Below are 22,872 nucleotides of genomic sequence, written 5' to 3' on the forward strand. Positions count from 1 at the left end.
TGTGGTTTCTGCGGGGTGACCGGCGCGACGCCGCTGGAGGAGGCCGAGGTGGACTGGGTCCGGGAGGCCACCGGCCTGCTCGCCCACCGCGGCCCGGACGATGAGGGCCGCTACACCGGCGAAGGCGTGGCGCTGGGATTCCGGCGGCTCGCCATCGTCGATCCGTCGGAGGCGGGGCATCAGCCGATGATGTCCGCCGACGGCCGCTACCGGATGGTCTACAACGGCGAAATCTACAACGCCCCCCGGCTCGCCGCGGAACTGACGGCCAAGGGGGTGGAGCTCAGATCCTCCAGTGACAGCGAGGTCCTGCTCGAACTGTTCGCTCTGTACGGGCCCGCCTGCCTGGACCGAGTGCGGGGGATGTTCGCGTTCGCGGTCTGGGACGCCGAGGAACGCACGCTGTTCGCCGCGCGGGACCCGTTCGGGATCAAGCCGTTCTACTACCGCCTGGACGGCACGTCGCTGCGGTTCGCCTCGGAGAAGAAGGCGCTCGTCCGGCCCGGCGCGCATGGCCCGGTCGACCCCGAGTCGGTCCGCCGTTTCCTTTCGCTGCAGTATGTTCCCGGCCCGGGAACGATGTCGCCCCGGATCAGGGTGCTCCCGCCGGGTCACCAGTTGTCCTACGGACCCGACGGTGAGCTACGGGTGCGGCGGTATCACTCGCACGTGTTCCGCCCGGCGGCCGCGGCCCGGCCGGACACGGGACGGCGGATCCGCGAGGCGCTCGAGGACTCCGTGGCCGCGCATCTGCGCAGTGACGTCCCGGTCGGTTCTTTCCTCTCCGGCGGCGTCGATTCGGCGGTCGTCTGCGCGCTGGCCGCGACGCACGACAGTTCTTTGCAGACGTTCACAGTGGGCTTCGGCCGCGAGGGTTACAGCGAGATCGAGCACGCCGTGGCCACCGCGGACGCGCTCGGGGTGAAGTCCAATCCGTACTTCATCAGCGCGGAAGAGTTCGCCACGCGTCTGCCGGAGATCCTGGCGCAGTTCGACGAACCGTTCGCCGACGCGGCGGCCGTCGCGTTGTGGTTCCTGGCAAGGGAAGCACGCAAACAGGTCAAGGTGGTGCTCTCCGGCGAAGGCGCCGACGAGCTGTTCGGCGGCTATCACGTCTATCGCGGCACCGGAGCGGGATACCTGGGAGCGGATCTGGTCTACGAGCCGTCGGAGCTGGCGCTCGTCACCCCCTTGACCGGCGGCTCGGCCGACGAACTGGCGGCACCGCTGCGGGAACGGGCGCGGAAGGCGGGATGGGACCCGGTGACCCTGCGCCAGTCGGTCGATCTCGCGCTCTGGCTCCCCGGCGACATCCTGACCAAGGCCGACCGCATGACGATGGCCCACGGGCTCGAACTGCGTGTGCCCTTCCTCGACCGCGAGGTACTGGCCGCCGCGGAGACCTTGGCGTACAGCGAGAAGATCAGCCCGGACACGACGAAGTCCGCGCTGCGCGAGGCGGTCGCGGACCTCGTTCCGCCCGAGGTGGCCAGGCGGCCCAAGCTGGGCTTCCCGGTGCCGATCCGGTTCTGGCTCCGCGACGAGCTCTACGACTTCGCCGAGGCCGTCCTCACCGAAGCGGAGATCGGTGACTACCTCCATCGGGACACCGCGCTGACCATGCTCCGGGACTACCGGCGAGGGGACGACTTCGACTGGCGCCGCCTGTGGGTCTTGGTCTGTTTCGCGGTGTGGCACCGGATCCACGTCGAAGGGGTGGATCCTCGGCGCTTCGGCTGACCCTCGCCGGTCACCTCGTGCGGGCGCCGCTGCAGCGAAAACAGCGCGTGTCGAGCCGGAGCGACTCAAGGTGGGCGCGAGCGAACTCGGCGTCGACCATGCCGTCCGGGTACAGCTCGATCGCCTGCTCCCAGCGCTCCTTCGCGGTGGTGATCTCCCGTTGAAGCGACGCCACGTGCGCGAGCCCTTCCAAAGCTCTCGCCTCGTAGCGCTTGGACCCGTAGAGGACGGCCTGCTCCCGCGCGTGGTCGAACACCTGCCGGGCCTGGTCGATGTCGTTCAGCGCGAGATTCGCCTCGCCGAGCACGTTCAAGGCCTCGCATTCGACCTTCCACAGGTCGAATTTCCTGGACAAGGACAGCGCGGCCCGGCCGTATTCGACGGATTCGCTCAGGTCTCCCAGCGATCGGTGTGCTTCGGCGAAGCCGAGCATCGCCACCGCACGGCCGTGTTCGAACCTGCCTTTGGTGCTCGCTTCGAGGACTTTCCCGAAGAGCTCGATCGCTTGCCGGTGATCACCCCGGTAGTGGAGCACCGCCGCGATACACCAGGAGGTCAAGGCTCTTCGTCGCGGATGGCTGTCGTCGGCGAGGATGCCGATGGCCCGGTTGAGATACCGCAAGGCGAGGTCGAACTGTCCCAGATCGCGGTAGATGACCCCGAGATTGTTCGCTATCGCGGCGCGGACGAAGGTCTTCGGGGTGAAGGAGATCAGTTGCTCGGCGGAGACGAAGGCGTCCCGGCCTTCCCGTAGCCGGTCTTCGTCCAGGTGCAGGTTGCCCAGTTCGACCAGCTGCTCGGCCTCCGCCCTCCGGTCGCCGAGGTCGCGGCTGATCTTCAGGGCCTGCTCGATGTAGTCCTTGGCCTGATTGGGTGACTTGCGCTCGCGGCAGATCGCCGCCAGCCCCTGCAGGCAGGTGGATTCCCCTTGGCTGTCCCGCAATCCGCGTGCCGCGCGCAAGGCACCTTGGAACAGCGAAAAGGCGGAACCTCCGTAGTTGTTGCGCAGCTTCATGAGCGGCTGTATCACGCAGGGGAGCTGCCACGCGTGCCTGAGCCAGTTGTTCTCCGCCGCGTACTTGGCGACCGAAAGCAGGTTGCTGTATTCGAGATTCAGGGCATCGACGGCCTCGTCGGACGAGCTGACTCGTTTGACGTGCCGGGGCGGGTGCTTGACCTGGACGGCGGCGCCGCCGGCACCGCTGTCCAGATATTCGCACCACATGGCCGCACAATGCAGGTAATAGTCGAGCAGACGTTCCAGCGCGAGTTGGTGCTCGTTGCCGTCTTCGAGCTCTCCGAGTATCTGGCGTGCGCAGTCCTTCACCAGGTCGTGGAAGTAGAAACGCTTGCTCGACCGCTGCTTGACCAGGTTGTCGTCGAACAGTGATTCCAGGATGTACTCGGCCTGACCGTGGGACAGGCCGGAGATCGCCGCGACGAGGTAGGCGTCGAAGTCGATCCCCGGATGTGCCCCGAGCAAACGAAAGACAAGCTGTTGTTCCGGCCGGAGATACCGGTACGACAGACGCAGCACGGAGATCACGCTGCGGTCGTCGGCCGCCAGGAATCGCGCGCGCTGGCTCTGGTTCCGCAGCCGGTCCGTGAGATCCGCGATCGTCCAGTGTGGTCTGCTGCGCAATCTGGCGGCCGCGATGCGGATCGCGAGCGGCAGCCTGCCGCACAGCTCGGCGACGGTGGCCACCTCGTCGGCGTCATCGCGGCCGTCCCTGCCGGCGACCTGTTCGAACAGGGCGATGGCGTCGTCACGGGTGAGCACGTCCAAGGACATCGGAACGGCGCCGTCGAGCGTGGTGAGTTTGCGACGGCTCGTCACGAGCACGAGCACGCCGGCCGTACCCGGCAGGAGCGGACGCACGTGGTCGGCGTCGATCGCGTTGTCGAGCACCAGAAGTGCTCGCTGTCCGGCCATTTGCGACCGCCACAGCGCGCTACGGGCTTCGAGCTGGGGAGGAACGAGTTCGGGGGGCACACCGCTGCCGCGAAGGAGGGTGTCGAGCGCTTGTTCCGGCGCGACGGGTTCCAGTCCGGGGCTGAATCCGTGGAGGTCGACGAAGTACTGGCCGTCCGGATAGTGCTCGGCGATCTGGTGCGCGAGATGTACGGCCAAGGTCGTCTTGCCGACGCCGCCCATCCCGTCGATGGCGGAGATCACCAAGGCGGTGGGCGAGGTGTCCCTCGTCGTGGAAAGCAAGTGGGCCAGTTCGGCGGAGCGGCCGGAGAAGTCCCCGATGTCATGTGGAAGGTAGAACCGGCGGGCCGGTCCGCTCAGGGCGGGCGAAGGTGGTGAGTCACCCGAATGAGGTAAGCCGTCGTCGGGCGGCGTACGGCCCGGCACGACGTCATCGGGATCGGCGTCGCCGCTCAAGATCACCGCATGGAGCCTGCGGAGGTCTGGACCAGGGTCGATGCCGAGGTCTCCGGCGAGAATCCGCCTTCCCTCGTCATAGACGGCGAGCGCGTCCGCCTGTCGGGAACTGAGGTGAAGCGCTTGCATGAGGAGGCTCCGCAGTGACTCCCTGAGTGGATGGTCGGCGACCAGCTGACGTAGTTCGGCGACCAGCGACGCGGCTTCACCTGCCCGCAGGCGATGGGATATCAGGTCCTCGATGGCGGAAAGACGTTGCTCGTCGAGGTTGGCGGCCGCACTGGTGATCGTGTCCCCTTCGAGCCCGGCCAGTGCGTGACCCCGCCAAAGACGGAGCGCTGCCTCGAAAAGTTCGATCGCCTCGGGGATCCGTCCGGCGGACCCCGCCGCCCTCGCCTGCCGCGCCGTGTCGGAAAAGCGGTACGCGTCTACGACATTCGGCGGAACGTCCAGGCGGTATCCCAGGTCCGTCCTGGTTATGCGGACCTCTTCGCCCAGGGCTTCCAGCGTCCGGCGGAGACTGCCGACGGCGTTGTGGACCTGCTGCCGTGCCGACTGGGGCGGGTCTTCCCACAGATCACCGATCAACTGCCCGTCGGGGATCACCTGGTTGGCGCTGAGTACCAGGAGCGCGAGCAGCTTCTGCTGCCTGGTGCCCGGAATTCCGATCGGACGACCGGCCGCCCACAATTCGATCGGCCCCAAGATCCGCAGCTCCACGGCTCCCCTCTCGCGCTGGTCGCTGCACCGCGAACCGTTCACCGCCGTACCCGGCAAGAGGCTCCGGCAGGGGTGCGACCTGCCACTGAGTCCAAGATCCTCTCAAGAGTAGCGAACCGGTAGCTCCAAGGTAGCCACCGCGGCTAATCTCGGTGGTGTCTATGAACCACCATCGCCTGGAATAGTGCATCGCGGTGGTTTATACCATTGAACTGGGGGATAGTGATGCGGACAGTCATGCTCGGGTTAGGTTGCGTCGCCGCGACGCTCGCCATCGCGGTCGCGATCGGTACACCGTCCGACGAGATGTACGACCGGAAACCGCGCTCGCAGAACAGCGTGGTTGAACAGGAGCCGTTCTCCGGGGTGAACTGGGACAACGTCTCAGATGCCGACCGCGGCTAGCACCGATTCGGAGGCAGGTCGAGCCGGCGCTCACGGCATCAGCGAAGGCGAGGATCCGGAGCAAGGTTTCCGGGGTTTCGTGCTCACTTCGTTGGTGCTGGGGCTCGGCTTCGTCCTCGCGTGTCTCGCGCAGGCCGACCTTTTCGGGATATCCGGGGGACTCCGGGACCGCCTTGACGCGTATCGCGTGTTGTGGCCGCAGGAATGGGTCTTCTTCATCGGCTTGGACAAGAGCTCGGTCGTGCCCTATCGCGCCGGGCACGATGGCCGGCTCGTCCGCCTGCACGAACGCGAGGTCTGGGGCACACGGCTCGGCGGACTCAACCGCGAACACGACGTGTACACGACCGAGGCACGGCAGATCGCCGACCGGATCCCGGATCGGTACTGGCAGGAATGCGGCCAGGGAGGCGAAATGCGCTGTGAGAAGGTACCGGACCCGGCTTTGCTCTACCGGACGGAAAACCCCTTGAAGTCACCGACCCTCTGCGGCCGCGCCGTGCTCGCCATCGAGCGCGCGTCGTCCTCGGAAGCCGGATCCCGGCGCGACGGGCCCTGGGCGGCCTACCGAGTCGCTTCGGTGGATCTGCGATGCAGCGGCTGACCGGCCTCCGGCGCAGGCTCGGTACGGCGATCGAGCGGCACGAACCGCGGGGGCGGGCCTTCGCGATGGGGCGAAGCCTCCTCGCCGCGGCGACCTTGAGCGTTCTGCTCTTCAACGCGGATACCACGCTGTTCGTGGCTTCGCCCGACGCACCGCAGGGACTGCGCTGTGGTGGCATCCGTTCGGCCTCATTGTGGTGCCTGGCCGCCGAAACGGAGACGGGGCAGGCGCTCCCCAGGCTCTTGGCGATCGCCACGCTACTGGTCGTGCTGTCGGGTTACCGGCCTCGCTGGACCTGCCTTCCCCACTGGTACGTCACCTTCAGCCTCGCGGTCAGCATGCCGTTGGCCAACGGGGGCGACCGAGCGGCCGCGATCGGGGCGATGCTGTTCGTCCCCCTCTGCCTCGGGGACGGCCGGACATGGCACTGGAGCGCCCCCGTGGCTCCGCTGCCCATGCGGTGGCGAGGCGGTTCGTTCGCCGCCCTGTGGTGTCTTCGCGGCCAGCTGTCGCTGATCTACCTGACGGCGGCCACCCACAAGGTGCTGGACCCGGCGTGGTCGCGAGGTGACGCCCTGTACATGGTGGCCTTCGACGCGCAATTCGGCTTCCCGCTGCCGATCCGCGATTTCCTGGGCCCGTTGCTCGCTTCGAGCGGGCTCATCGCGACGTCGACCTGGGGCGTGGTCGCGCTCCAGTACCTGATCGCCGTCGCGATCCTGGCAGGCGGCAAAGGGCGGAAGCCGGCGGTCGGGTGCGGGATCGCCCTGCACGTCGCCATCGGTCTGCTGCTGGGGTTGCCGGGCTTCGGAACGGTGATGATCGCGTTGCTGCTCTGCGCCGCATCTTCGTCAGGCGGTGGGCGCGTGGCGGCGCCCGCGCCCGAACTGGCGGGGGCGGGCCGAGGCCGGTGACCACCGGCCTGGTGATCGAGCGGTTCGACCCGTCTCTGGCCACGGAAGCGGACTTCGTCGTCTGCCACCGGGTGATGCTGGCCAGCCAGGTCGTGGACCGGCCCGGAGAACCTCCACTGCCACTCGCGGAGCTGGTCGCGCGGATGAAAAGGCCCATGCCGGGTTCGGGCGCGGTCGCGTACTGGCTGGGCCGTCGCGGCGGGGAGGTCGTGGCGTTCGCCCAGGTGTGTTTCCTCGACGAGGAGAACAGTGATATCGGGCTGACCGACGTGCGGGTGCATCCCGCATACCGTCGCCAGGGGATCGGGGTCGCGATGTTGCGTGCGCTGCTCCCGGAGCTGAGGATCCAGGCGCGCCGGGTCGTCGAGTGCTGGGAAGTGGTCGCGGGCACCGCGGGACAGCGGTGGGCCGAGGCGCTGGGGTTCCGGCCGGTACGCGTGATCACCAGGCAGGTGCTGGTGATCGCCGACGTCGACCGGAGGTCGTGGGAGGTCGACGTGCCCGCCGGGTACCGGCTGCTGCGGTGGCGGGGATCCGCCCCGGACGGCGTCGTCGATTCCTACGCCGTGGCACGAGGGGCGATCCACGACGCCCCCTTGGGGGAATCGGGTTACCGGTGGCCGGAATGGTCGGTGCCACGGGTGCGGGAGAAGGAAGCGGAGCTGCGGGCGCAGGGGCTCGTGCAGCGGGTGGTCGTCGCCTTGCACGAGCTGTCCGGGACGGTCGCCGGATTCACCGAACTCTGCACCCATCCCCGGCGCCCCGACTGGGGATATCAGCGCGACACGGCCGTGCTCGCCGCGCACCGCGGTGCGGGCTTGGGGCGGTGCGTCAAGGCGCACATGATGCGGTGGCTGCTCGTCGATTGTCCCGCACTGGAGCGGATCGGCACCACGACCGGCGCCGAGAACGCGCACATGATCCGCGTCAACCGCGAGATGGGTTACACGGCCCTGCGTTCCCTGGTCGCCGTCCAGCAGGAACTCACCGCCGTGGAGAATCGGCTGGCGACGCCACGCCGGTAACAGGTTCGTACCGGGCGCGGGCCGACCGGACGAACCCCTGACCAGCAAGAGTAGTAGACGAGTCTCCACCTGGTAGTGGTGCGTGTAACAATTTTCTGGAAGGCCGGAACGTTCACTGGGGTGATCCAAGCCGCGTCCGGAATCGGCTGCGCCGGACGTTCTCGCCTTCGGGAAATTCCCGAATCCGAACCTGGTCTCTACTGGGGAAATTGGGTGGTAAGCCCGGCGAATCGCGCCGAGGGAAAAACCATTCCACCTGTTCTTGTTCAAGCCTGAGAAAGGTAGGAGAAGGCTGTGCGAAAGTCGTCCGACGCGACATCGAACGGTGAAACAGTGGAATTCCGGTCACCGGGTTCCGGGGGGTCGACCTCCTCGGAAGTCGACTGGCCGAGTCACTCTGGCCGGCTATAGGCGGGGTAAGGCGATTTCGGCTTGACCGGGCGTCCCGGTCGTCGCCCATAGGTACCGTTTCGCAGTGCGGATAGCGCGTTCGGCCTGATCGTCGGTGGTAGGAACGGTCAGGCCGAACGCGAACCGCGGCCGCGCCGGTCACCACAAATGGTGAATCTGCCCCCGAATCCGACGGTCGTAGATCTCCTCGACGGCGCTGAGCGTCGCCGCGGAAAGCGGGGGCGAGCCGGCGGCGGCCGCGTTCTCCCGCGCCTGTTCGACGCGCGTGGCGCCCGGGATCACCGATGTCACCCCGGGCTGGTCGATGATCCAGCGCAGTGCGAGCTGCGCCGGAGTTTGCTGCCCCGGTGCGAGTTCACCGAATTCCCGTGCCGCCGCGACACCGGTGGCGTAGTCGATGCCGGAGAAGGTCTCACCGACGTCGAAGGCCTCGCCGTTCCGGTTGTAGGTGCGGTGGTCGTCGGGCGCGAAAGCCGTATCGTGACGGAACTTCCCGGACAACAGGCCCGACGCCAGGGGAACCCTGGCGATGATGCCGACGCCCGCGGCTCGCGCGGCGGGCAGGACGCGTTCGAGTGGCTTGCGGCGGAAGGGATTCACGATGATCTGCACACTGGCGACAGCAGGCTGGGCGATCGCGGCCAGTGCCTCGTCGCACCGTTCCACGCTGACGCCGTACGCGGCGACACGCTTCTCGTCGACCAGCGTGTTCAGGGCGTCGTAAACCGCGGCGGTGCCGAAGACCGGTGTCGGCGGACAGTGGAGCTGCACGAGATCGAGCGTGTCGACGCCGAGGTTGGCCCGTGAGCGGTCTGTCCAGGCCCGGAAGTTGTCCAAGGTGAACTCGGCGGGATCCTGCGGTCCGCGCCTGCCCATCTTCGTCGCCACGAGGAGGTTCTCAGCGCCCTTGCCGTCGAATTCGCGCAGGAACCGGCCGATCAGGCGCTCGCTGCGCCCGTCTCCGTACACGTCCGCGGTGTCGAAGAACGTGATGCCGGAATCCGCGGCCGCCCGCAGGATCGCCGCCGCGTCGTCCTCGTCCACCGAACCCCAGTCCGCGCCCAATTGCCAGGTCCCGAGGCCGATCACCGAAGCCCGTTGCCCGGTCCTGCGGAATGTCCTCTGCTCCATCCGAACCGTCCTTGTCCGTCTTCCGGGCCAACGCGCCAGGCAGTCCGTCACGCGGAGTGCGCTGCGGGAACCCCGGTTTGCCAATCTGGGCCCTTAGATTTGCCATAGTGTCGCACAGTCTGGCAAGCTGTGGAAACCTCCGGTGATCCCGCGGGAGGCGGTGAGGCACGGTGACGGAGGTTGGCACGTGACCGCTCTGGTGGGCCTGGTGTGGCGGCGTGCGGGCCGCTGGCTGCGGATACTGAGTCTGCTGCGCTACGTACCACCCGCCACGTTGGCGATGGCGCTGCTGCTCAACGTGCTGCTCGGGTTGCTCCCCATCGGCTTCGTCGTCGCCATGAGCGTGCTGCTGCAGCGAGTGCCCGCCGCGATCGGCGGCGATCCCGCCGCGTGGACGGCCCTGCTCGCCGTCTTGGCCGTGGCCGGTGCCGCTTTCGGGCTGCAGCAGACACTCGCGCCGTTCCAGGCCGCGGCCGGTGAACTGGTCATGCGGCATGTCGACGGCCGATGCCGTGTCCTGCTCATGCGCGCCGCGCTGGTGGATGCGCCGGCGATGGCGCTGGACGACCCGGAGCTGCTCGACGACGTCAACGCCGCGCGAGAGGCTTTCGACCGCGCTTCCGCGTCGCCGGGCGACGCGGCCGCGGGTGCCGTGGCCCTCGTGGCCAGGTACACGCAACTCGTCGGTGCGGTCGTCCTCGTCGGTATCACCTTGAGTCCGCTGGCCGCCGTCGTGATCGGCGTGACGGCCGTGGTGATCCGCTTCGGTCAGCGCGGTTCCCTCGGCAAGTTCGGTGATTTCTACGACGGGCTGGCCGGGGAGCGGCGCAAGGTGTCCTATGTGAAGGCACTCGCGTCCGGTCCGCGGGCGGCCAAGGAGATCCGTCTTCTCGGGCTGGTCGACTGGCTGCGCGACCGGCACCGCCGGGACGACCTCGGTTACCTGCGCACGATGTGGCGAGGCAGGCGGGCGCTGCTCGGGCCGCCGTTCCTGTGGCTGTCCGCGGCCGGGCTCGTCGGTGCCACGGTCGTGTTCCTCCTGCTGGCCGGGCACGGTGGACTGAGCCTGCTCGAACTGGGCATCGCGCTGCAATCGGTGCTGATCCTGATGCGGTTCGGCGTCTACTTCCCGGAATGCGACGTGCAGACCCAGTACGGGTCGCTGGCCTACGAGGCGTTGCTGGCGTTCCGCGACAAAGGCCGCTCCCTGCGCCCGCTCGAATCCGGCCTGTCCTTGCCGTCCGACGGCCTGCCGCGGCGGTCGATCCGGTTCCACGACGTCGGATTCCGGTATCGCCCCGATGGCCGCGAGGTGCTCGCGGGGCTCGATCTCGAAGTGCAGGCCGGCACTTCGCTGGCCGTGGTCGGCCTCAACGGCGCCGGCAAGACCACGCTGGTCAAGCTCCTGACGCGGCTGTACGACCCGACCAGCGGACGGATTTCCGTCGACGGACGCGATCTGCGCGACATCGAACCGCGGGACTGGCATCGGCGGCTCGCGGTGATCTTCCAGGACTACGTTCGCTACGAACTTTCCTTCGCCGACAACATCGCGCTCGGCGCGCCGGAGTTCGACGCCTCGGACGAGGATCTGCTGGCGGCGGCCCGGCGCGCGGGAGCGGCGGAGATGCTGGGGTCCATGCCGGACGGTCCGCGGACCGTGTTGTCCCGTCAGTACGAGGGTGGCCGGGACCTTTCCGGCGGCCAGTGGCAGCGGGTGGCACTGGCCCGCGCCCTGCACGCGGTGAACGCGGGAGCATCGGTGATGGTCCTCGACGAGCCCACCGCGCAACTCGACGTGCGCGCCGAGGTCGAGTTCTTCGACCGCTTCCTGGACATCACCCGCGGCCTGACCACGGTGATCATCTCGCACCGGTTCTCCACCGTCCGCCGGGCGGACCAGATCGTGGTCCTGGAACACGGCCGGGTCGCCGAACGCGGCACTCACGACCAGCTGCTCGCGGCGGGCGGGCGGTACGCCACCCTGTTCCGCCTGCAGGCGGAACGGTTCACCGACGAAACGGCGCCGCCGGTTCTCGAATCCACAATGGACGAGGTTTCATGAAGAACCTTGCTCGCACCGCACGGTGGTTGTTCACCCTCGCCTGGCAGGCCGACCGGGCTCGCCTGCTCAAGGCGATCGTCCTGCTGACACTGGGCTACCTGGCGACGCCGGGGATCGCACTCGCCCTGGGAGCCTTCACCGACAACCTGCTCGATGGCCGGCTTGGTGCCACCTTCGTCATCGGGGTGCTCATCGCCCTGGTCCTCGTGGCCGAACTGATGATGGGGCACTTCGCGCATCTGTACTACTACGAAGTCGGCGAACTGGCGGAGTCGCGGATCAATTCCGAGCTCATCCGCTACGTCAACGGCACTCCCGGGGTCGAGCATCTGGACAACGCGAAGTTCGCCGACACGGTCACCCTCGTGCGCGAGGAGATCCAGAAGGCGCGGGCCTACATCGAAGCGCTGCTGCAGGTGGTGCTGCTCGGCGGGCAACTGATCCTCACCACCGTCATCTTGGCTTCGCTGGAACCTTGGCTGCTGCTCCTGCCCCTCGGCGCGCTGCCGCCGGTGATCATGGGCCGCTACGCGCAGCGGTCCATCGACCGCTCGCGCGACGCCGCGGTGGAACAGAACCGGCTGGCCCGTCATCTGCTGCACGTGGCGACCTCGTCCTCGTCGGCGAAGGAAGCCAGGATCCTCGGTGCGGAGGTGGCACTGAAGCGGCGGCATGACCAAAGCTGGCGGGAGGCGACGGCGAAGCTGTGGCGTGGACAGCTGGCGGGAGCCGCGCTGCGCGCGCTCGGCCAGGTGACCTTCGCCGCCGCTGTCTGCGCCACCGTCTATCTCGTGCTGCTGCAGGCCGTCCGCGGGCTGGTGACCGTCGGCGACGTCGTCCTCGTCATCACGTTGGCCGTGCAGGTCAACGCGCAGGTCGCCGCCGCGTTGAGCGTGTTGTCGACCTTGCACGCGGCGGGCCACACCCTGCGGAGGCTGGATTCGCTGAAGACATGGCCGACGAGGGAGCCCCGGACACCGGCCGCGGTCAGGCCCGTCCCGGCGCGGTTACGGCACGGCATCCGGCTCGAAGCGGTGAGCTTCAGCTACCCGGGAAGCGATCGGCCGGTGCTGCGTGAGGTCGACCTCGACCTGCCCGCCGGCCGCACTGTCGCGCTGGTGGGGGAGAACGGCGCGGGTAAGAGCACACTCGTCAAACTGCTGTGCGGGCTGTACGAGCCCACGGCGGGCCGGATACTGGTCGACGGTGTCGATCTGCGGGAAATGCCTCCGGAGGAATGGCGATCCGCGATCTCCACGCTGTTCCAGGACTTCGCGCGGCTGGAGTTCACGTTGCGCGAAAACGTGGGTGTTGGCGACCTCGCCCGGATGGGGAACGACGACGTCTTGACCGGCGTGCTCGGCCGGGCCGGTGCCGAGCCGATCGTGCGGCGGGTACCGGGTGGTCTCGACGGCGCGCTGGGACACGGTTACACGGATGGCGCGGAACTGTCGGGCGGGCAGTGGCAGACGCTGGGGCTCGCTCGTTCCGCGCTGCGCGACCAGCCACTGATGCTCGTGCTCGACGAGCCCGCCGCGGCACTCGACGCGGCGGCCGAGCACGCGACCTTCGAGCAGTACGCCGGTTCCGCCGGTGAGGTGGGCAGGAACGGCGGCGTCACGCTGTTCGTTTCGCACCGGTTCTCGACGGTCCGGATGGCCGACCGCATCGTCGTCCTGGAGGGCGGCAGGGTGGCGGAGATCGGTGACCACGCCGAGTTGCTCGCGAGCCGGGGGCTCTACGCCGATCTGTTCGAACTGCAGGCCCGTAGTTACAGCTGACGTCACCTGGCATTGCCAAGCTCTTGGCAACATATTGCCAAGAGCTGATCGGCCCTCTAGACTCGTTGTCGTTCAACGTCTGGAGGGTAGATGCCACCACGTGGCCATGACCTGTATCGAGCGGATTCGGACATTCCCTATTGGAGTTCCGACGGCGAGTCGTATGTCGCGCAGGTCCCGTTGAAGGAAATACGGAAGACCCGGCCGTTGCGGGTCCTCTCCGAAGCGGATTTCGACTTCTGGCAAACCTGGGGCTATGTCGTCGTGCGAAGGGCGATCTCGGCCTCGGCCGCGAAATCGCTGCTGGATTTCGCCTGGGAGTTCCAGGGGCTCGACCCCCGGCGGCCGGAGAGCTGGTACGCCGAGCGCGAGTTCCGGACGGAACTGGAACGGGATCTGTACATCTACGGCTTCGTCGAGGCTTACCACCACCAGCTCCTGTGGGACTCCCGGCAGACGCGGCGGGTCTACGACGCGTTCGTGGATGTGTGGGACTGCGAAGAACTGTGGGTGAGCCTGGACCGGCTCAACCTCAACCCGCCCAATGTCGGGAACCGGTCCCGGTCGCTCATCGAGCCCACGGAGAAAGGGTTCGACATCGAGCTGCACTGGGACCTCGACAGCACGTTGCCGGAGCCACCGCAACGCGTGCAGGGCATCATCGCGCTCAACGACACGCGGCCCGAACTCGGCGGCTTCCAGTGCGCGCCGGAACTGTTCCGGACGTTCGAGGAGTGGAAGGCGGAGCAGCCACCGGATCGCGATCCGATCCGGCCGTCGATCGGCCGGGCGCGGACTCCGGTCGTCAGGCCGGAACTCGAGGCTGGCGACCTGCTGATCTGGAACGGAATGCTGGCACACGGGGTGGCGCCCAACACCTCCGGGAACGGTGTGCGGGCGGTCCAGTACCTCGCCATGATGCCCTCGCTGGAATCGCACACCACGTTGAAGCGATCGCGGGTCGAGTCCTGGCGGTGGCTGAAGACGCCGGAGTGGAACCGAACGCTGGTCGGTGCCAGGGAACGGCCCGAATGCGAGAGGTATCCGGCCGCCGAGCTGAACGACCTGGGTGCGAAGCTGCTCGGCCTCGAACCGTGGCGACGGCGACACACTTCGCCACGAGGAGAGAAGGCATGCGGAAGATCTGCCTGACCCTGCCGACGAACAGAGCCTGCGCGGACACCCTGTCCGCCGTCATCGAAGAGGCGCGATACGCCGTCGAACGATTCGACGTCGAAGTGCGCGTGCTGGTACTGGACAGTTCGGACGCGCACGACTTCGCCGCATATGCCCAGGTCGTCCGCGCGGCTCGCCGGGTGCCGAAGGTGAGCCTCTGGCATCTGGACGAGGCGTACCAGCGAAGCTTCCTGAACGGGGTGATCCGGCGAGCAGGCCTCGACCGGCAGTCGCGGCTGCCAGACTTGATGCTGCCGGCGGGTGTGTCCTATGGCGCCTGCACCAACCGCGCGTTCCTGTTCGGCGCGGCACTCGGCTGCGAGTCGGTCCATCGCCGGGATTCCGACAGCCGCTATCAGGTCTTGAACGACGCCAAGATCTTCCCGATCCACCATGAGCTCGCTTCGCTCGGCAAGAGCGCGGCCCACGCGGCGCCCGGTGTTTCCGAATCCGTGCTGGATCCGGGTCTCGCGGAGCGGCCTGTCGTCCTGGTGGGTGGCTCCTTCGTCGGCGAACCCTCGGTGGACATCGAGGAGATCCACCGCATGGACGAGGATGTCTACTACGACATCGTGAGCCTCTGGGCTCCTGCCCACGCATCGGAAGAAGAGAAGCGGAACCTGGTGAAGGAGTCCTTCCGCGGGTCCGGTGCCGGCCCGTTCACCCGGGACCGTTCGACACTGACCGTCCTCGACCCGATGCGCGTGGACATGTGCAACATCGGCTTTTCGCGGGTGCATGAGCAGATACCGTTGCTGCCTGCCACGGATACGATCGGCAGTGACTATTTCCTGCTCCACGTCGTCCACGCCACCGGGCTGCCCGCGGTTCAGCACAACCGCGACATCGTGAACTTCCATACACCGGAACGGCGAACCGAATCCGGTTTCGTCGGCTACCAGCTGCGGTTGGCCAAGTTCTTCCTTTCGATGCAGTACCTGAACTTCATCTACGGCCGGATGAAGACGGCGGGCGAGTCCTTGTGCGACGAACGGGATCACGTGCGCGCGTCCGCGATCTCGGCGCTTGTCAGGGAAAGTCTCGAACTGGACGACGAGGAGAACGTACTGCGGCTGGCCTGTCTCCAGCGCGCCTACCGAAAGCTCGGCGGCAAGTACACGAAACTCGCTGAAATCCTCGCGGCGCGAGGATCCCGCTTGCTTTCCGAAGCTCGGCAGGACATGGCGGATTTCGCACTGTTGATCGACCACTGGGAACGACTGATGTCGGCGAGCAGGGAAGCGGATCTCGTATCCCCGCCTTGCGGATGAGGACAAGCCACACCATGTTCGACGACAAGCGACTGCTCACCGCCTTGGCGGCGGCCTCCGAGGACCAGATCGTCTTCGACCTCCAGGGAATCGGCGAACGCCACGCCTCTTTGAAACGCGAACTGCCCGGCGTCGCCGTCCGGTTCGCGATGAAGGCCTGTCCGGTGGACGCCGTCGTCGAGTTCCTGGCCCGGCAGGGAGCCGGGTTCGACGCAGCGAGCCCCGGTGAGATAGCGACCGCGCTCGGCGCGGGAGCGCCGCCCGGTTCGGTGCATTACGGGAACACCGTCAAATCCGATCAGCACATTCTCGACGCCTTCCGGCTGGGCGTGCGGGACTTCGCCACGGACAGCGTCGAGGACGTGCGCGCGATCGCCGCGCACGCGCCGGCGGCGAAAGTGTTCTGCCGTCTGGCCACCACCGGGGACGGAGCGCTTTGGGGGCTGAGCGGCAAGAGCGGATGTTCAGGCCCGGAAGCGGTGCGAGTGGCGGAGACGGCGCGAGCGATGGGTTTGAGATTCTCGGGTTTGTCGGTGCATGTCGGTTCGCAGCAGATGACCACCGAAGCGTGGACGGACGCGTTCGATTCCCTGGCGGAGGTGCTGATCGCCCTGAAGCGGAAGGGGATCCTGCTCGAACACGTCAACCTCGGTGGTGGTCTTCCCGCGCTCGGCTACCTCGACGAACGGGGGAGACCCCTGATTCCCCCGCTCGACAGGATATTCGAGACGATCCGGGCGGGCATGGGGCGGCTTCGGCGAGCGGCCGGGACCAGACTGGCCTTCGTCATCGAACCCGGCCGGTACCTGGTCGCCGACCACGGCGCGATCCGTGCCCACGTGGCGCGACTGTCCGACCGGGAGCTGCTCGACGGCCGGCGTCGGCGCTGGCTGTATCTGAGCTGTGGCAAGTTCAACGGCCTGTACGAGATGGACCAGATCCAGTACCGCCTGGAGTTCCCGGCGCACCGGGACGGCGAGTACGGTCCAGCCATCGTCGCCGGACCGAGCTGTGACAGCGACGATGCCGCCGGTCATGGCCGGTACCCGGCGCGGGTTCCCCTCGGCGTGGTCTCGGGCGATCCGGTGTGGATACTCTCGAGCGGCGCCTACACGACCAGCTACACCACGCTGGGGTTCAACGGTTTCAGCCCGCTCCCGTACACGGTGGCACACGGCGGTGACCCCGATGAGCGCAAGCGGCCCCCACGAGTGTTCACCACGGTGACGGCCACACCGGTCTCGCGGTCGACGAGCTTCACGTGATGTCCGCGGATATCCGGATCCGGCATATCTCGGCGCGGGACTGGCCGGACATCCGCGGCCTGGAAACCTCGGCCTACCAAGCCTCCGGGCTCTCGGAGGGCGAGGATGCGCTGCGCTCACGCGCCGCGCTGTCTCCGCTCACCTGCTTCGTGCTCGACGCCGGACGCCGGACGGCGGGGTACTTGATCGCGTTGCCCTACCCGCTGTTCGGGTGCCCGGACCTCGCGAGGCCGGAAAGCGTGGGCCACCGGGACTCGCGGAACCTGCACCTGCACGATCTGGTCGTCGCCAAGGACTTTCGCCGCCATGGCCTGGCCACTCGTCTCGTGCGCCACCTCACGCTCCGCGCGGTATCGCTGTCCTACCAACGGATTTCGCTGGTGGCCGTCGCCGGCAGCGGTGGTTTCTGGTCGGCGAACGGTTACTGGGCGTACCCCGGGGCAGGGCTTCCGGCAGGCTACGGTGAAGATGCCGTGTACATGTCCAGGGCGCTCCGGCCCGGCGGGCACGCTATCGGAAATCCTTCAGCGTTTCGGTGATCTGGTGGCGGGTGTTCTCCGCCACCCGGGGGTTCGTGGCCGCATAAGCCGTGTAAGCGTTCAACCCGGTGCTCAGGGCGTAGCCGCGGCCCCTGGCCCAGGTGGCGTCGTCGACGTCCAGCGTGGCACGAAAGGTCTCCCGCGCCGGCGAGGGCAGGAGGGTCCAGGCGATCAGCAGATCGCACGCCGGATCGCCCACGCCGAGCCCGCCGAAGTCCAGCACGGCGCTGAGGTTGCCGTCCACGGTCAAGAGGTTGCCAGGGTGCAGGTCGCCATGGATCCAGACCGGTGGCAGGCTCCACGGGGGAGCGGCCATGGCCGCGTTCCAGACCTCGGTGAGCGCGGTGCCGTCGAAAACGCCGTCCACGGCCTCGATCGCGGCGCGGGTCGCGGGATCACGACGGGCGAGCGGGGCGCCGATGAAGCTGTTGTGCGGCCCGGGAACGAGTGTCTCGTCCGGCGGCACCCGCTGGAGGGCCTTCACGAACTCCGCCAGTTCGACAGCGGTCCTGTCCGCGTCGGCGAGTCCGCCGATGGTCGCGGTCTCCCCTTCGAACCACCGTGAAACGCACCAATACCACGGATAGCCTTCACCCGGCGAGCCGAGCGCGATGGGCGTGGGGACAGGCAAGGGCAGTCGCGGAGCGAGACGCGGAAGCCACTGGAACTCCTTCCGCGGCTGGCCGGTGGACCAGTCTCCGCGTGGCAGGCGTACCGCCAGGTCGTCCCCGAGCCGGTAGATCACGTTGTCCGATCCGGCGGGCTCCAGGCGTTTCAACGGAAGTGACGCCAGGTCCGGCAGCTGGGCGGCGAGAAGCCGCTCGACCAAGGCGGCGTCGATCACCGGGTTCGCGCCGGTCTGCTCGATCGTCACGGACATCTCCTCGATGATCTGTCTCGCGGTCCTGGACTTCCGCGGTCGATCACACCACGCGGGCCGTCGCCCGTCGAGCCGGTTTCCGGCGGCCACGACCCGCGCGGTGCGAAGTCCGTGCTCAGTCCGACGTGCGGGACGCCTCCCGCGCCGCGCCGGCACGCACGCCGTCGAGGATCAGCGGTTCGAGTGCTGAGCCGACCGCCGGCAGCCAGCGGGCCGGTACGACGCGGCGCACGGCACCCGGCCCGAACGTCGCGAGCGCGGCCTTCGTCAGCGGTCCGGTGAAGTCCGGTGTCCTGCCGACGGCGCGGGCGTGTTCGGCCGTGATCACCCCGAGCAGGTACGCGACGATCCACAGCTCGGAAAGGGAGATTTCGCTGAGCCGGTCGACGAGGAACTCGCGTTGCGGATGCCTGTCCAGTGCTTCCTCGAGCAGGACCATCATGTCCTGGTAGGTGACACCGCGTTCGCGCAGCCAGACCCGCGCCGAAGACCGCACCCGTCCGTCCACAGAGGACTCGTCGGGGACGCAGGCGTCGGCGTACTGCCCCCAGAAGTCGTAGTACGGAACGGTGGCCGGCGCGGTCAGCAGCGAATGAGGACCGTCGGGGACGGCGTCCGGCGGCGGGAGGCAGGCGGCCGAGCGGTTACCCATGACGTTGTTGCCGACGAGGCTGATGTCGTCCCGGTGGTCCACGAGATTGGCCACCGGGATCACCGTCCGGATGCCCAGGTCGCTCAGGTAGTCCAGGAGCGCGACATCGTCCGGGGCGCCCTCGTCGACCTTGGCCTGTACGTATTCCTCGAAACCGCGTGCGACTTCGGCGGGCAGCACCAGCGCCACGGCCGGGATGTAGTCGTCCACGACCGGGGCCATGGTGTAGCCGAGCATCGCGGCGATCCGGATGACGTGCGAAGTGCGTGAGCCCCATTCGGTGAACAGGCTCACCGCGGCGTCGGGTTGCGCCGCGATCAGGGAGTTCAGCCTTCGGGTGAAGTCCGCGGACGGCACCGCGTCGTCCTGGATGACCAGGTGATGGGTGGCGCCGGGATCGACCGCGGCCCAGGCGAGCCGGGCCGCGCGCAACGCGGCCGGGGGACCTTCGGGTTCGGGGTCGACCACGACCTTCAACCCCAGTTCCGGCAGGCCGTCGGCCACGGCGCGCGCCGCGTCGATCCGCTTCGGATGCGTCATCACGGCGCCGGAGAGCCGGATCGGAGGTGGTGTCACGGTTGCTCCCGATAAAAGGTCGTCGTCTCAACGCTGTCTTGCCGGCTCCGGGCCGGAGCCACCCCATCCTACCCCAGGGTTGCCAGGGTCTTGTCAATAACTTGCCATGATGTGCGCACGCGTCCTATGCTTCGGCCGGTGTCGAGCCGTGCGAGGAGTGGCCGTGAATAAACCCGTGCTCAGTATCGTGATCCCGTACAAGCAGCGACTGCAGACCTTGAAACCGGTGTTGCGGTCGCTTGCCGAGCAGACGCTGGACAGGGCGAAGTTCGAAGTCGTACTGGGTGTGCTGGAGCACGATCCGGAATTCGCCGCGTTGTGCCGTGAGTACACCGGAAAGATGAAAGTCCTCTCCGTGCAGGTCGAGGAGGACTGGAACACCAGCAGAGCCACGAATCTGGGCATCCGCCAGGCCTCCGGCGAGATCATCTGCCTGGTGGACGCGGACGTGGTGCTGGCGCCCACGGCGCTGCAGACCCTGTGCGACCGGTATTTCCGGCACGGTCACAACATCTGCGCGATGGGCCAGGTGCTCGGCTACGAGGAGGTCGTCCCCACCGAGGTCGGCGATGTCGAGGTGCGGCCGTTCGAGCACTACCGCAAGGTGCTCGAGGAATTGGCGACGGCGGACCGGGTGAAACTGGATCCTCGTTTCTCCGCCGAATACGCCTCGGCTTATGCCAGGTATCCGTGGGCGTTCGCCCGTACCGGCCTCATGGCCCTTCCGGCGGAGACCATCCGGCGGCACGATCTGATGCTGGACGAAGGCTTTGTCAGCTGGGGGCCGGAGGATCAGGAATGGGCACTGAGGATCTCCCGGAGCGGAACACCGCTCGTGCTCGCGCACGACGTGTACGGGATACATCTTCCGCATCGCCGGGACCAGGCGGCCCAGGACGTCTCGGCGTCCATCACCAACCGCTACTACCTCGCCAAGTGGCCGCGTCTCGACCTGGAACTGGCGCTGACCTTCGGTGGCTGGGTCGAGATCGATGCGATCTGTCCGGAGATCGAGCGGGAGCTGGCGGGCGTGGCCCCCGGTGGTTCGCTCGGTCTCGTCCGCGGAAAGATCGACGGGATCCCCACCCTGGTGGTCGGGGCCGTGCTGGATGGACAGGCGGAACTCGATGATCCCGAACTCGGCGAATGGTTCGACTGCCGTTCCGAGCTGGAGGTCATCCCCTTGGTCGGCTTCGCGATGCCCTTCGAGGACCGGTTCTTCGAGGAGTGCCGCGTTCTCGCGCCGATCCCGAAGTTGAGCGAAAAGTACCGTGAAGCCGTATATCGGGAAGCGAACCGGGTCTCGCGTAAACTCGTGACGGCTTAGCGACGGCGGTGCCGGCGATGGTTCGTGACCATCGCCGGCACTCCGCTTTCCAGGTCAGGCCGCCGGTTTCTCCCAAACGGAAACGTGCTGATCGCTTTCACTGGTGAACGGGTCGCGTGACCATCCCGCCCATCGGTCCCGCAGGCGTAGCCCGGCCAGCCTGGCCATCAGATCGAGTTCGGACGGCCACACGTAGCGGAACGGGATCGTGTGATAGCTGCCGCGGCCATCGACGACCTCGACGTAGTTCGAGCTCATCGCCTGGGTCGCCACGTCGTAGATGTCGAACGCCCATTTCGTGGGGCTGACATGGAAGGGGACGACGTTCTGGCCTGCCGGGAGTTTCCGCAATTCCGGGACGCCGACCTCGATGACGAAGCAGCCGCCTGGTTCGAGATGGTCGGCGACGGTACGGAAGCAGGCCACTTGCTCGTCCTGTGTCGTCAGGTTGTTGATCGTGTTGTAGACCAGGTAGGCGACCGAGAACGTTCCGTCGACCTTGGTCGTCGCGAAGTCGCCGATCGTCACCGGAATCGCTTCACCGCCGGGTTTCTCGCGTAACTTGGCCACCATCGCCCGCGACAGCTCGATGCCGTGTACCGGGACTCCGCGGCGCGCCAGCGGAAGCGCGACGCGTCCGGTCCCGATCCCCAGTTCCAGTGCGGAACCCTTGCCCGCCAGTTCCGCCAGCAGATCGACGACCGGGTCCACGGCGCTCGGCTCGAACATGCTCGCGGACGACTGGTCATAGGTCGCCGCGACGTCTTCTCCGAAATATCCGTCAGATTCGTCCACGGCCGTACTGTAACGCGGGGGTACCTCAGGCAGCCAGCCGAACGGGCAAATTTGTGTCACAAATGTTGACAAGGTTGGCAATATGGCTGATTCTGGACTTCGGGCTCGCTCGCCGGGCCACCAGTCTTCGCCGGACGAGGGGGAGTCGGATGTTGTACTCGGGAATCGGCTGGAGCGAGACCGGCTTCGAAGTACAGGTCATCGACGACCAGGGAGAACCCGCGTTTCCCGCCGAGAGGTTCGCCCCGGGACGGATCCGGGACCTGATCGCGTACCTGCGCGGGTTGCCGCGGACTCCGGTCGTGGTCGTGGAGAGCACGAACGGGGTACTCGACGGCCGCCTGATGGCGGCGGGTATCGAGGTCCACCGAGCCGATCCCGCCGTGCTGCCCGCGCGTCCGGTCTTCGGTTCCGTGCCGGCGATCGACCTCGCGCGGGTGGGCAGGCAGAACGTGCGGGCGCTGACCAAGCTGGAACGCGCGCGGGGCACCCAGACCGGGCGGGAGGACGAACTCGAGGCGGGCTTCGCGGGGAACGAAGCGGCGGCCGGTGAGCTCGCCGCGCAGGGCCGCTGGTTCGGTCACGGCAGCCGGGAGCGTCACCAGGTCGCGCTGACCTTCGACGATGGTCCGCAGCCTCCCTACACCGACCTGGTTCTCGACATCCTCGAGCGCTACGGGGTGCCCGCGACCTTCTTCTGCGTCGGGACTTACGCGAAGGCACATCCGGAGTCGCTGGCCAGAATGGCCGAGCAGGGACACGCCATCGGCAACCACACCTGGTCGCATCCGTTCCTGCCGGAGCTGACCCGGCCACAGCTGATCGAGCAGATCGAACGGACCGGGGACGCCATCGCCGAGGCGTCCGGTTCGAAGACGACGTTGTTCCGGCCACCCTACGGCCTCTGTTCTCCCGAGGTGGTCGGCTGGCTGGGTGAGCTGGATCTGACGACCGTGCTGTGGGACGTCGCGCCGGACGACTGGATGATGCCGGGCACCGATTTCATCTCCCGGCTGGTCCTGGACGGGGCCCGGTCCGGTTCGGTCGTGCTCCTGCACGATTCCGGCGGCGACCGTACGCAGACCGTGGGCGCGTTGCCGCAAATGATCGAAGGCTTGCTGGCACGCGAGTTCCGCTTCGTCGCCGTCGACGACCTGTCAACGGCTGAATGAGCTACCCGGATTCACCTCAGTTGAGCCGGGCATC

Annotated in this window: 18 protein-coding genes; 13 read left to right on the plus strand and 5 right to left on the minus strand. The window is 67.5% G+C overall.

All coding sequences use genetic code 11. The annotated features are described in order from the left end of the window. The first annotated feature begins 15 nt into the window (after window positions 1-15). Window positions 16-1,740: an asparagine synthase (glutamine-hydrolyzing) gene (gene asnB / locus NQK81_RS43720; protein ID WP_257486194.1), complete on the plus strand. Its 1,725-nt coding sequence runs from the start codon at window positions 16-18 to the stop codon at window positions 1,738-1,740. A 10-nt stretch (window positions 1,741-1,750) separates the two neighbouring features. Here asnB and NQK81_RS43725 read toward each other — a convergent pair whose 3' ends face one another. Further along, on the minus strand, window positions 1,751-4,849 hold the full coding sequence (locus NQK81_RS43725) for an AfsR/SARP family transcriptional regulator (protein ID WP_257486195.1): 3,099 nt from the start codon (window positions 4,847-4,849) through the stop codon (window positions 1,751-1,753). A gap of 237 nt (window positions 4,850-5,086) precedes the next feature. Between NQK81_RS43725 and NQK81_RS43730 the strand changes: the two genes are divergently transcribed. From NQK81_RS43730 to NQK81_RS43745, 4 genes are all read left to right on the plus strand, one after another. Continuing rightward, window positions 5,087-5,254: a hypothetical protein gene (locus tag NQK81_RS43730; protein WP_192742001.1), complete on the plus strand. Its 168-nt coding sequence runs from the start codon at window positions 5,087-5,089 to the stop codon at window positions 5,252-5,254. A 79-nt stretch (window positions 5,255-5,333) separates the two neighbouring features. After that, window positions 5,334-5,858, plus strand: a complete 525-nt coding sequence (locus NQK81_RS43735; RefSeq protein ID WP_257486196.1) for a hypothetical protein — start codon at window positions 5,334-5,336, stop codon at window positions 5,856-5,858. Beyond that, complete coding sequence (locus NQK81_RS43740) at window positions 5,846-6,772, plus strand: HTTM domain-containing protein (RefSeq protein ID WP_257486197.1); 927 nt, start codon at window positions 5,846-5,848, stop codon at window positions 6,770-6,772. The genes NQK81_RS43735 and NQK81_RS43740 overlap by 13 nt, the downstream gene beginning before the upstream one ends. After that, a complete protein-coding gene (locus tag NQK81_RS43745; RefSeq protein ID WP_192742004.1) occupies window positions 6,769-7,797 on the plus strand; it encodes a GNAT family N-acetyltransferase in 1,029 nt (342 codons plus the stop codon). Before NQK81_RS43740 ends, NQK81_RS43745 begins: the two co-directional genes overlap by 4 nt. Window positions 7,798-8,346: 549 nt before the next feature. Here NQK81_RS43745 and NQK81_RS43750 read toward each other — a convergent pair. Further along, window positions 8,347-9,339 (minus strand): aldo/keto reductase, encoded by a 993-nt coding sequence (locus tag NQK81_RS43750; RefSeq protein WP_257486198.1) that lies wholly within the window; start codon window positions 9,337-9,339, stop codon window positions 8,347-8,349. A 187-nt stretch (window positions 9,340-9,526) separates the two neighbouring features. Between NQK81_RS43750 and NQK81_RS43755 the strand changes: the two genes are divergently transcribed. The 6 genes from NQK81_RS43755 to NQK81_RS43780 all read left to right on the plus strand — a co-directional run bounded on the left by NQK81_RS43755 (window position 9,527) and on the right by NQK81_RS43780 (window position 17,436). Then, window positions 9,527-11,404 (plus strand): ABC transporter ATP-binding protein, encoded by a 1,878-nt coding sequence (locus NQK81_RS43755; protein ID WP_257486199.1) that lies wholly within the window; start codon window positions 9,527-9,529, stop codon window positions 11,402-11,404. Beyond that, window positions 11,401-13,185, plus strand: coding sequence for an ABC transporter ATP-binding protein (locus tag NQK81_RS43760; protein ID WP_257486200.1), 1,785 nt, complete (start codon window positions 11,401-11,403; stop codon window positions 13,183-13,185). Before NQK81_RS43755 ends, NQK81_RS43760 begins: the two co-directional genes overlap by 4 nt. Window positions 13,186-13,275: 90 nt before the next feature. Next, window positions 13,276-14,337 (plus strand): phytanoyl-CoA dioxygenase family protein, encoded by a 1,062-nt coding sequence (locus tag NQK81_RS43765; protein ID WP_257486201.1) that lies wholly within the window; start codon window positions 13,276-13,278, stop codon window positions 14,335-14,337. Next, the gene (locus tag NQK81_RS43770) at window positions 14,319-15,632 is read left to right on the plus strand and encodes a DUF6271 family protein (RefSeq protein WP_257486202.1); all 1,314 of its coding nucleotides are present in this window, start codon (window positions 14,319-14,321) and stop codon (window positions 15,630-15,632) included. The genes NQK81_RS43765 and NQK81_RS43770 overlap by 19 nt, the downstream gene beginning before the upstream one ends. Before the next feature lie 14 nt (window positions 15,633-15,646). After that, the gene (locus NQK81_RS43775; RefSeq protein WP_257486203.1) at window positions 15,647-16,897 is read left to right on the plus strand and encodes a type III PLP-dependent enzyme domain-containing protein; all 1,251 of its coding nucleotides are present in this window, start codon (window positions 15,647-15,649) and stop codon (window positions 16,895-16,897) included. Beyond that, window positions 16,897-17,436, plus strand: a complete 540-nt coding sequence (locus tag NQK81_RS43780) for a GNAT family N-acetyltransferase (RefSeq protein WP_257486204.1) — start codon at window positions 16,897-16,899, stop codon at window positions 17,434-17,436. The genes NQK81_RS43775 and NQK81_RS43780 overlap by 1 nt, the downstream gene beginning before the upstream one ends. Here NQK81_RS43780 and NQK81_RS43785 read toward each other — a convergent pair. Next, a complete protein-coding gene (locus tag NQK81_RS43785) occupies window positions 17,408-18,316 on the minus strand; it encodes an aminoglycoside phosphotransferase family protein (protein ID WP_257486205.1) in 909 nt (302 codons plus the stop codon). The two genes, NQK81_RS43780 and NQK81_RS43785, sit on opposite strands and share 29 nt — an antisense overlap. A 115-nt stretch (window positions 18,317-18,431) precedes the next feature. Then, the gene (locus NQK81_RS43790) at window positions 18,432-19,544 is read right to left on the minus strand and encodes a hypothetical protein (RefSeq protein WP_257486206.1); all 1,113 of its coding nucleotides are present in this window, start codon (window positions 19,542-19,544) and stop codon (window positions 18,432-18,434) included. Between the two features lie 163 nt (window positions 19,545-19,707). On the opposite strand from NQK81_RS43790, the gene NQK81_RS43795 reads away from it, so the two are divergent. Then, window positions 19,708-20,871, plus strand: a complete 1,164-nt coding sequence (locus tag NQK81_RS43795; RefSeq protein WP_257486207.1) for a glycosyltransferase family 2 protein — start codon at window positions 19,708-19,710, stop codon at window positions 20,869-20,871. A 54-nt stretch (window positions 20,872-20,925) separates the two neighbouring features. Here the strand turns inward: NQK81_RS43795 and NQK81_RS43800 are convergent, their stop codons facing one another. Continuing rightward, the gene (locus NQK81_RS43800; RefSeq protein ID WP_257486208.1) at window positions 20,926-21,666 is read right to left on the minus strand and encodes a class I SAM-dependent DNA methyltransferase; all 741 of its coding nucleotides are present in this window, start codon (window positions 21,664-21,666) and stop codon (window positions 20,926-20,928) included. A 149-nt stretch (window positions 21,667-21,815) separates the two neighbouring features. Between NQK81_RS43800 and NQK81_RS43805 the strand changes: the two genes are divergently transcribed. Further along, window positions 21,816-22,838 carry a polysaccharide deacetylase family protein gene (locus NQK81_RS43805; RefSeq protein ID WP_257486209.1) on the plus strand — a complete coding sequence of 341 codons (1,023 nt, stop codon included), beginning with the start codon at window positions 21,816-21,818 and terminating at the stop codon, window positions 22,836-22,838. Window positions 22,839-22,872: the final 34 nt, after the last annotated feature.

The organism is Amycolatopsis roodepoortensis (assembly GCF_024628825.1).
GTDB lineage: Bacteria > Actinomycetota > Actinomycetes > Mycobacteriales > Pseudonocardiaceae > Amycolatopsis > Amycolatopsis roodepoortensis.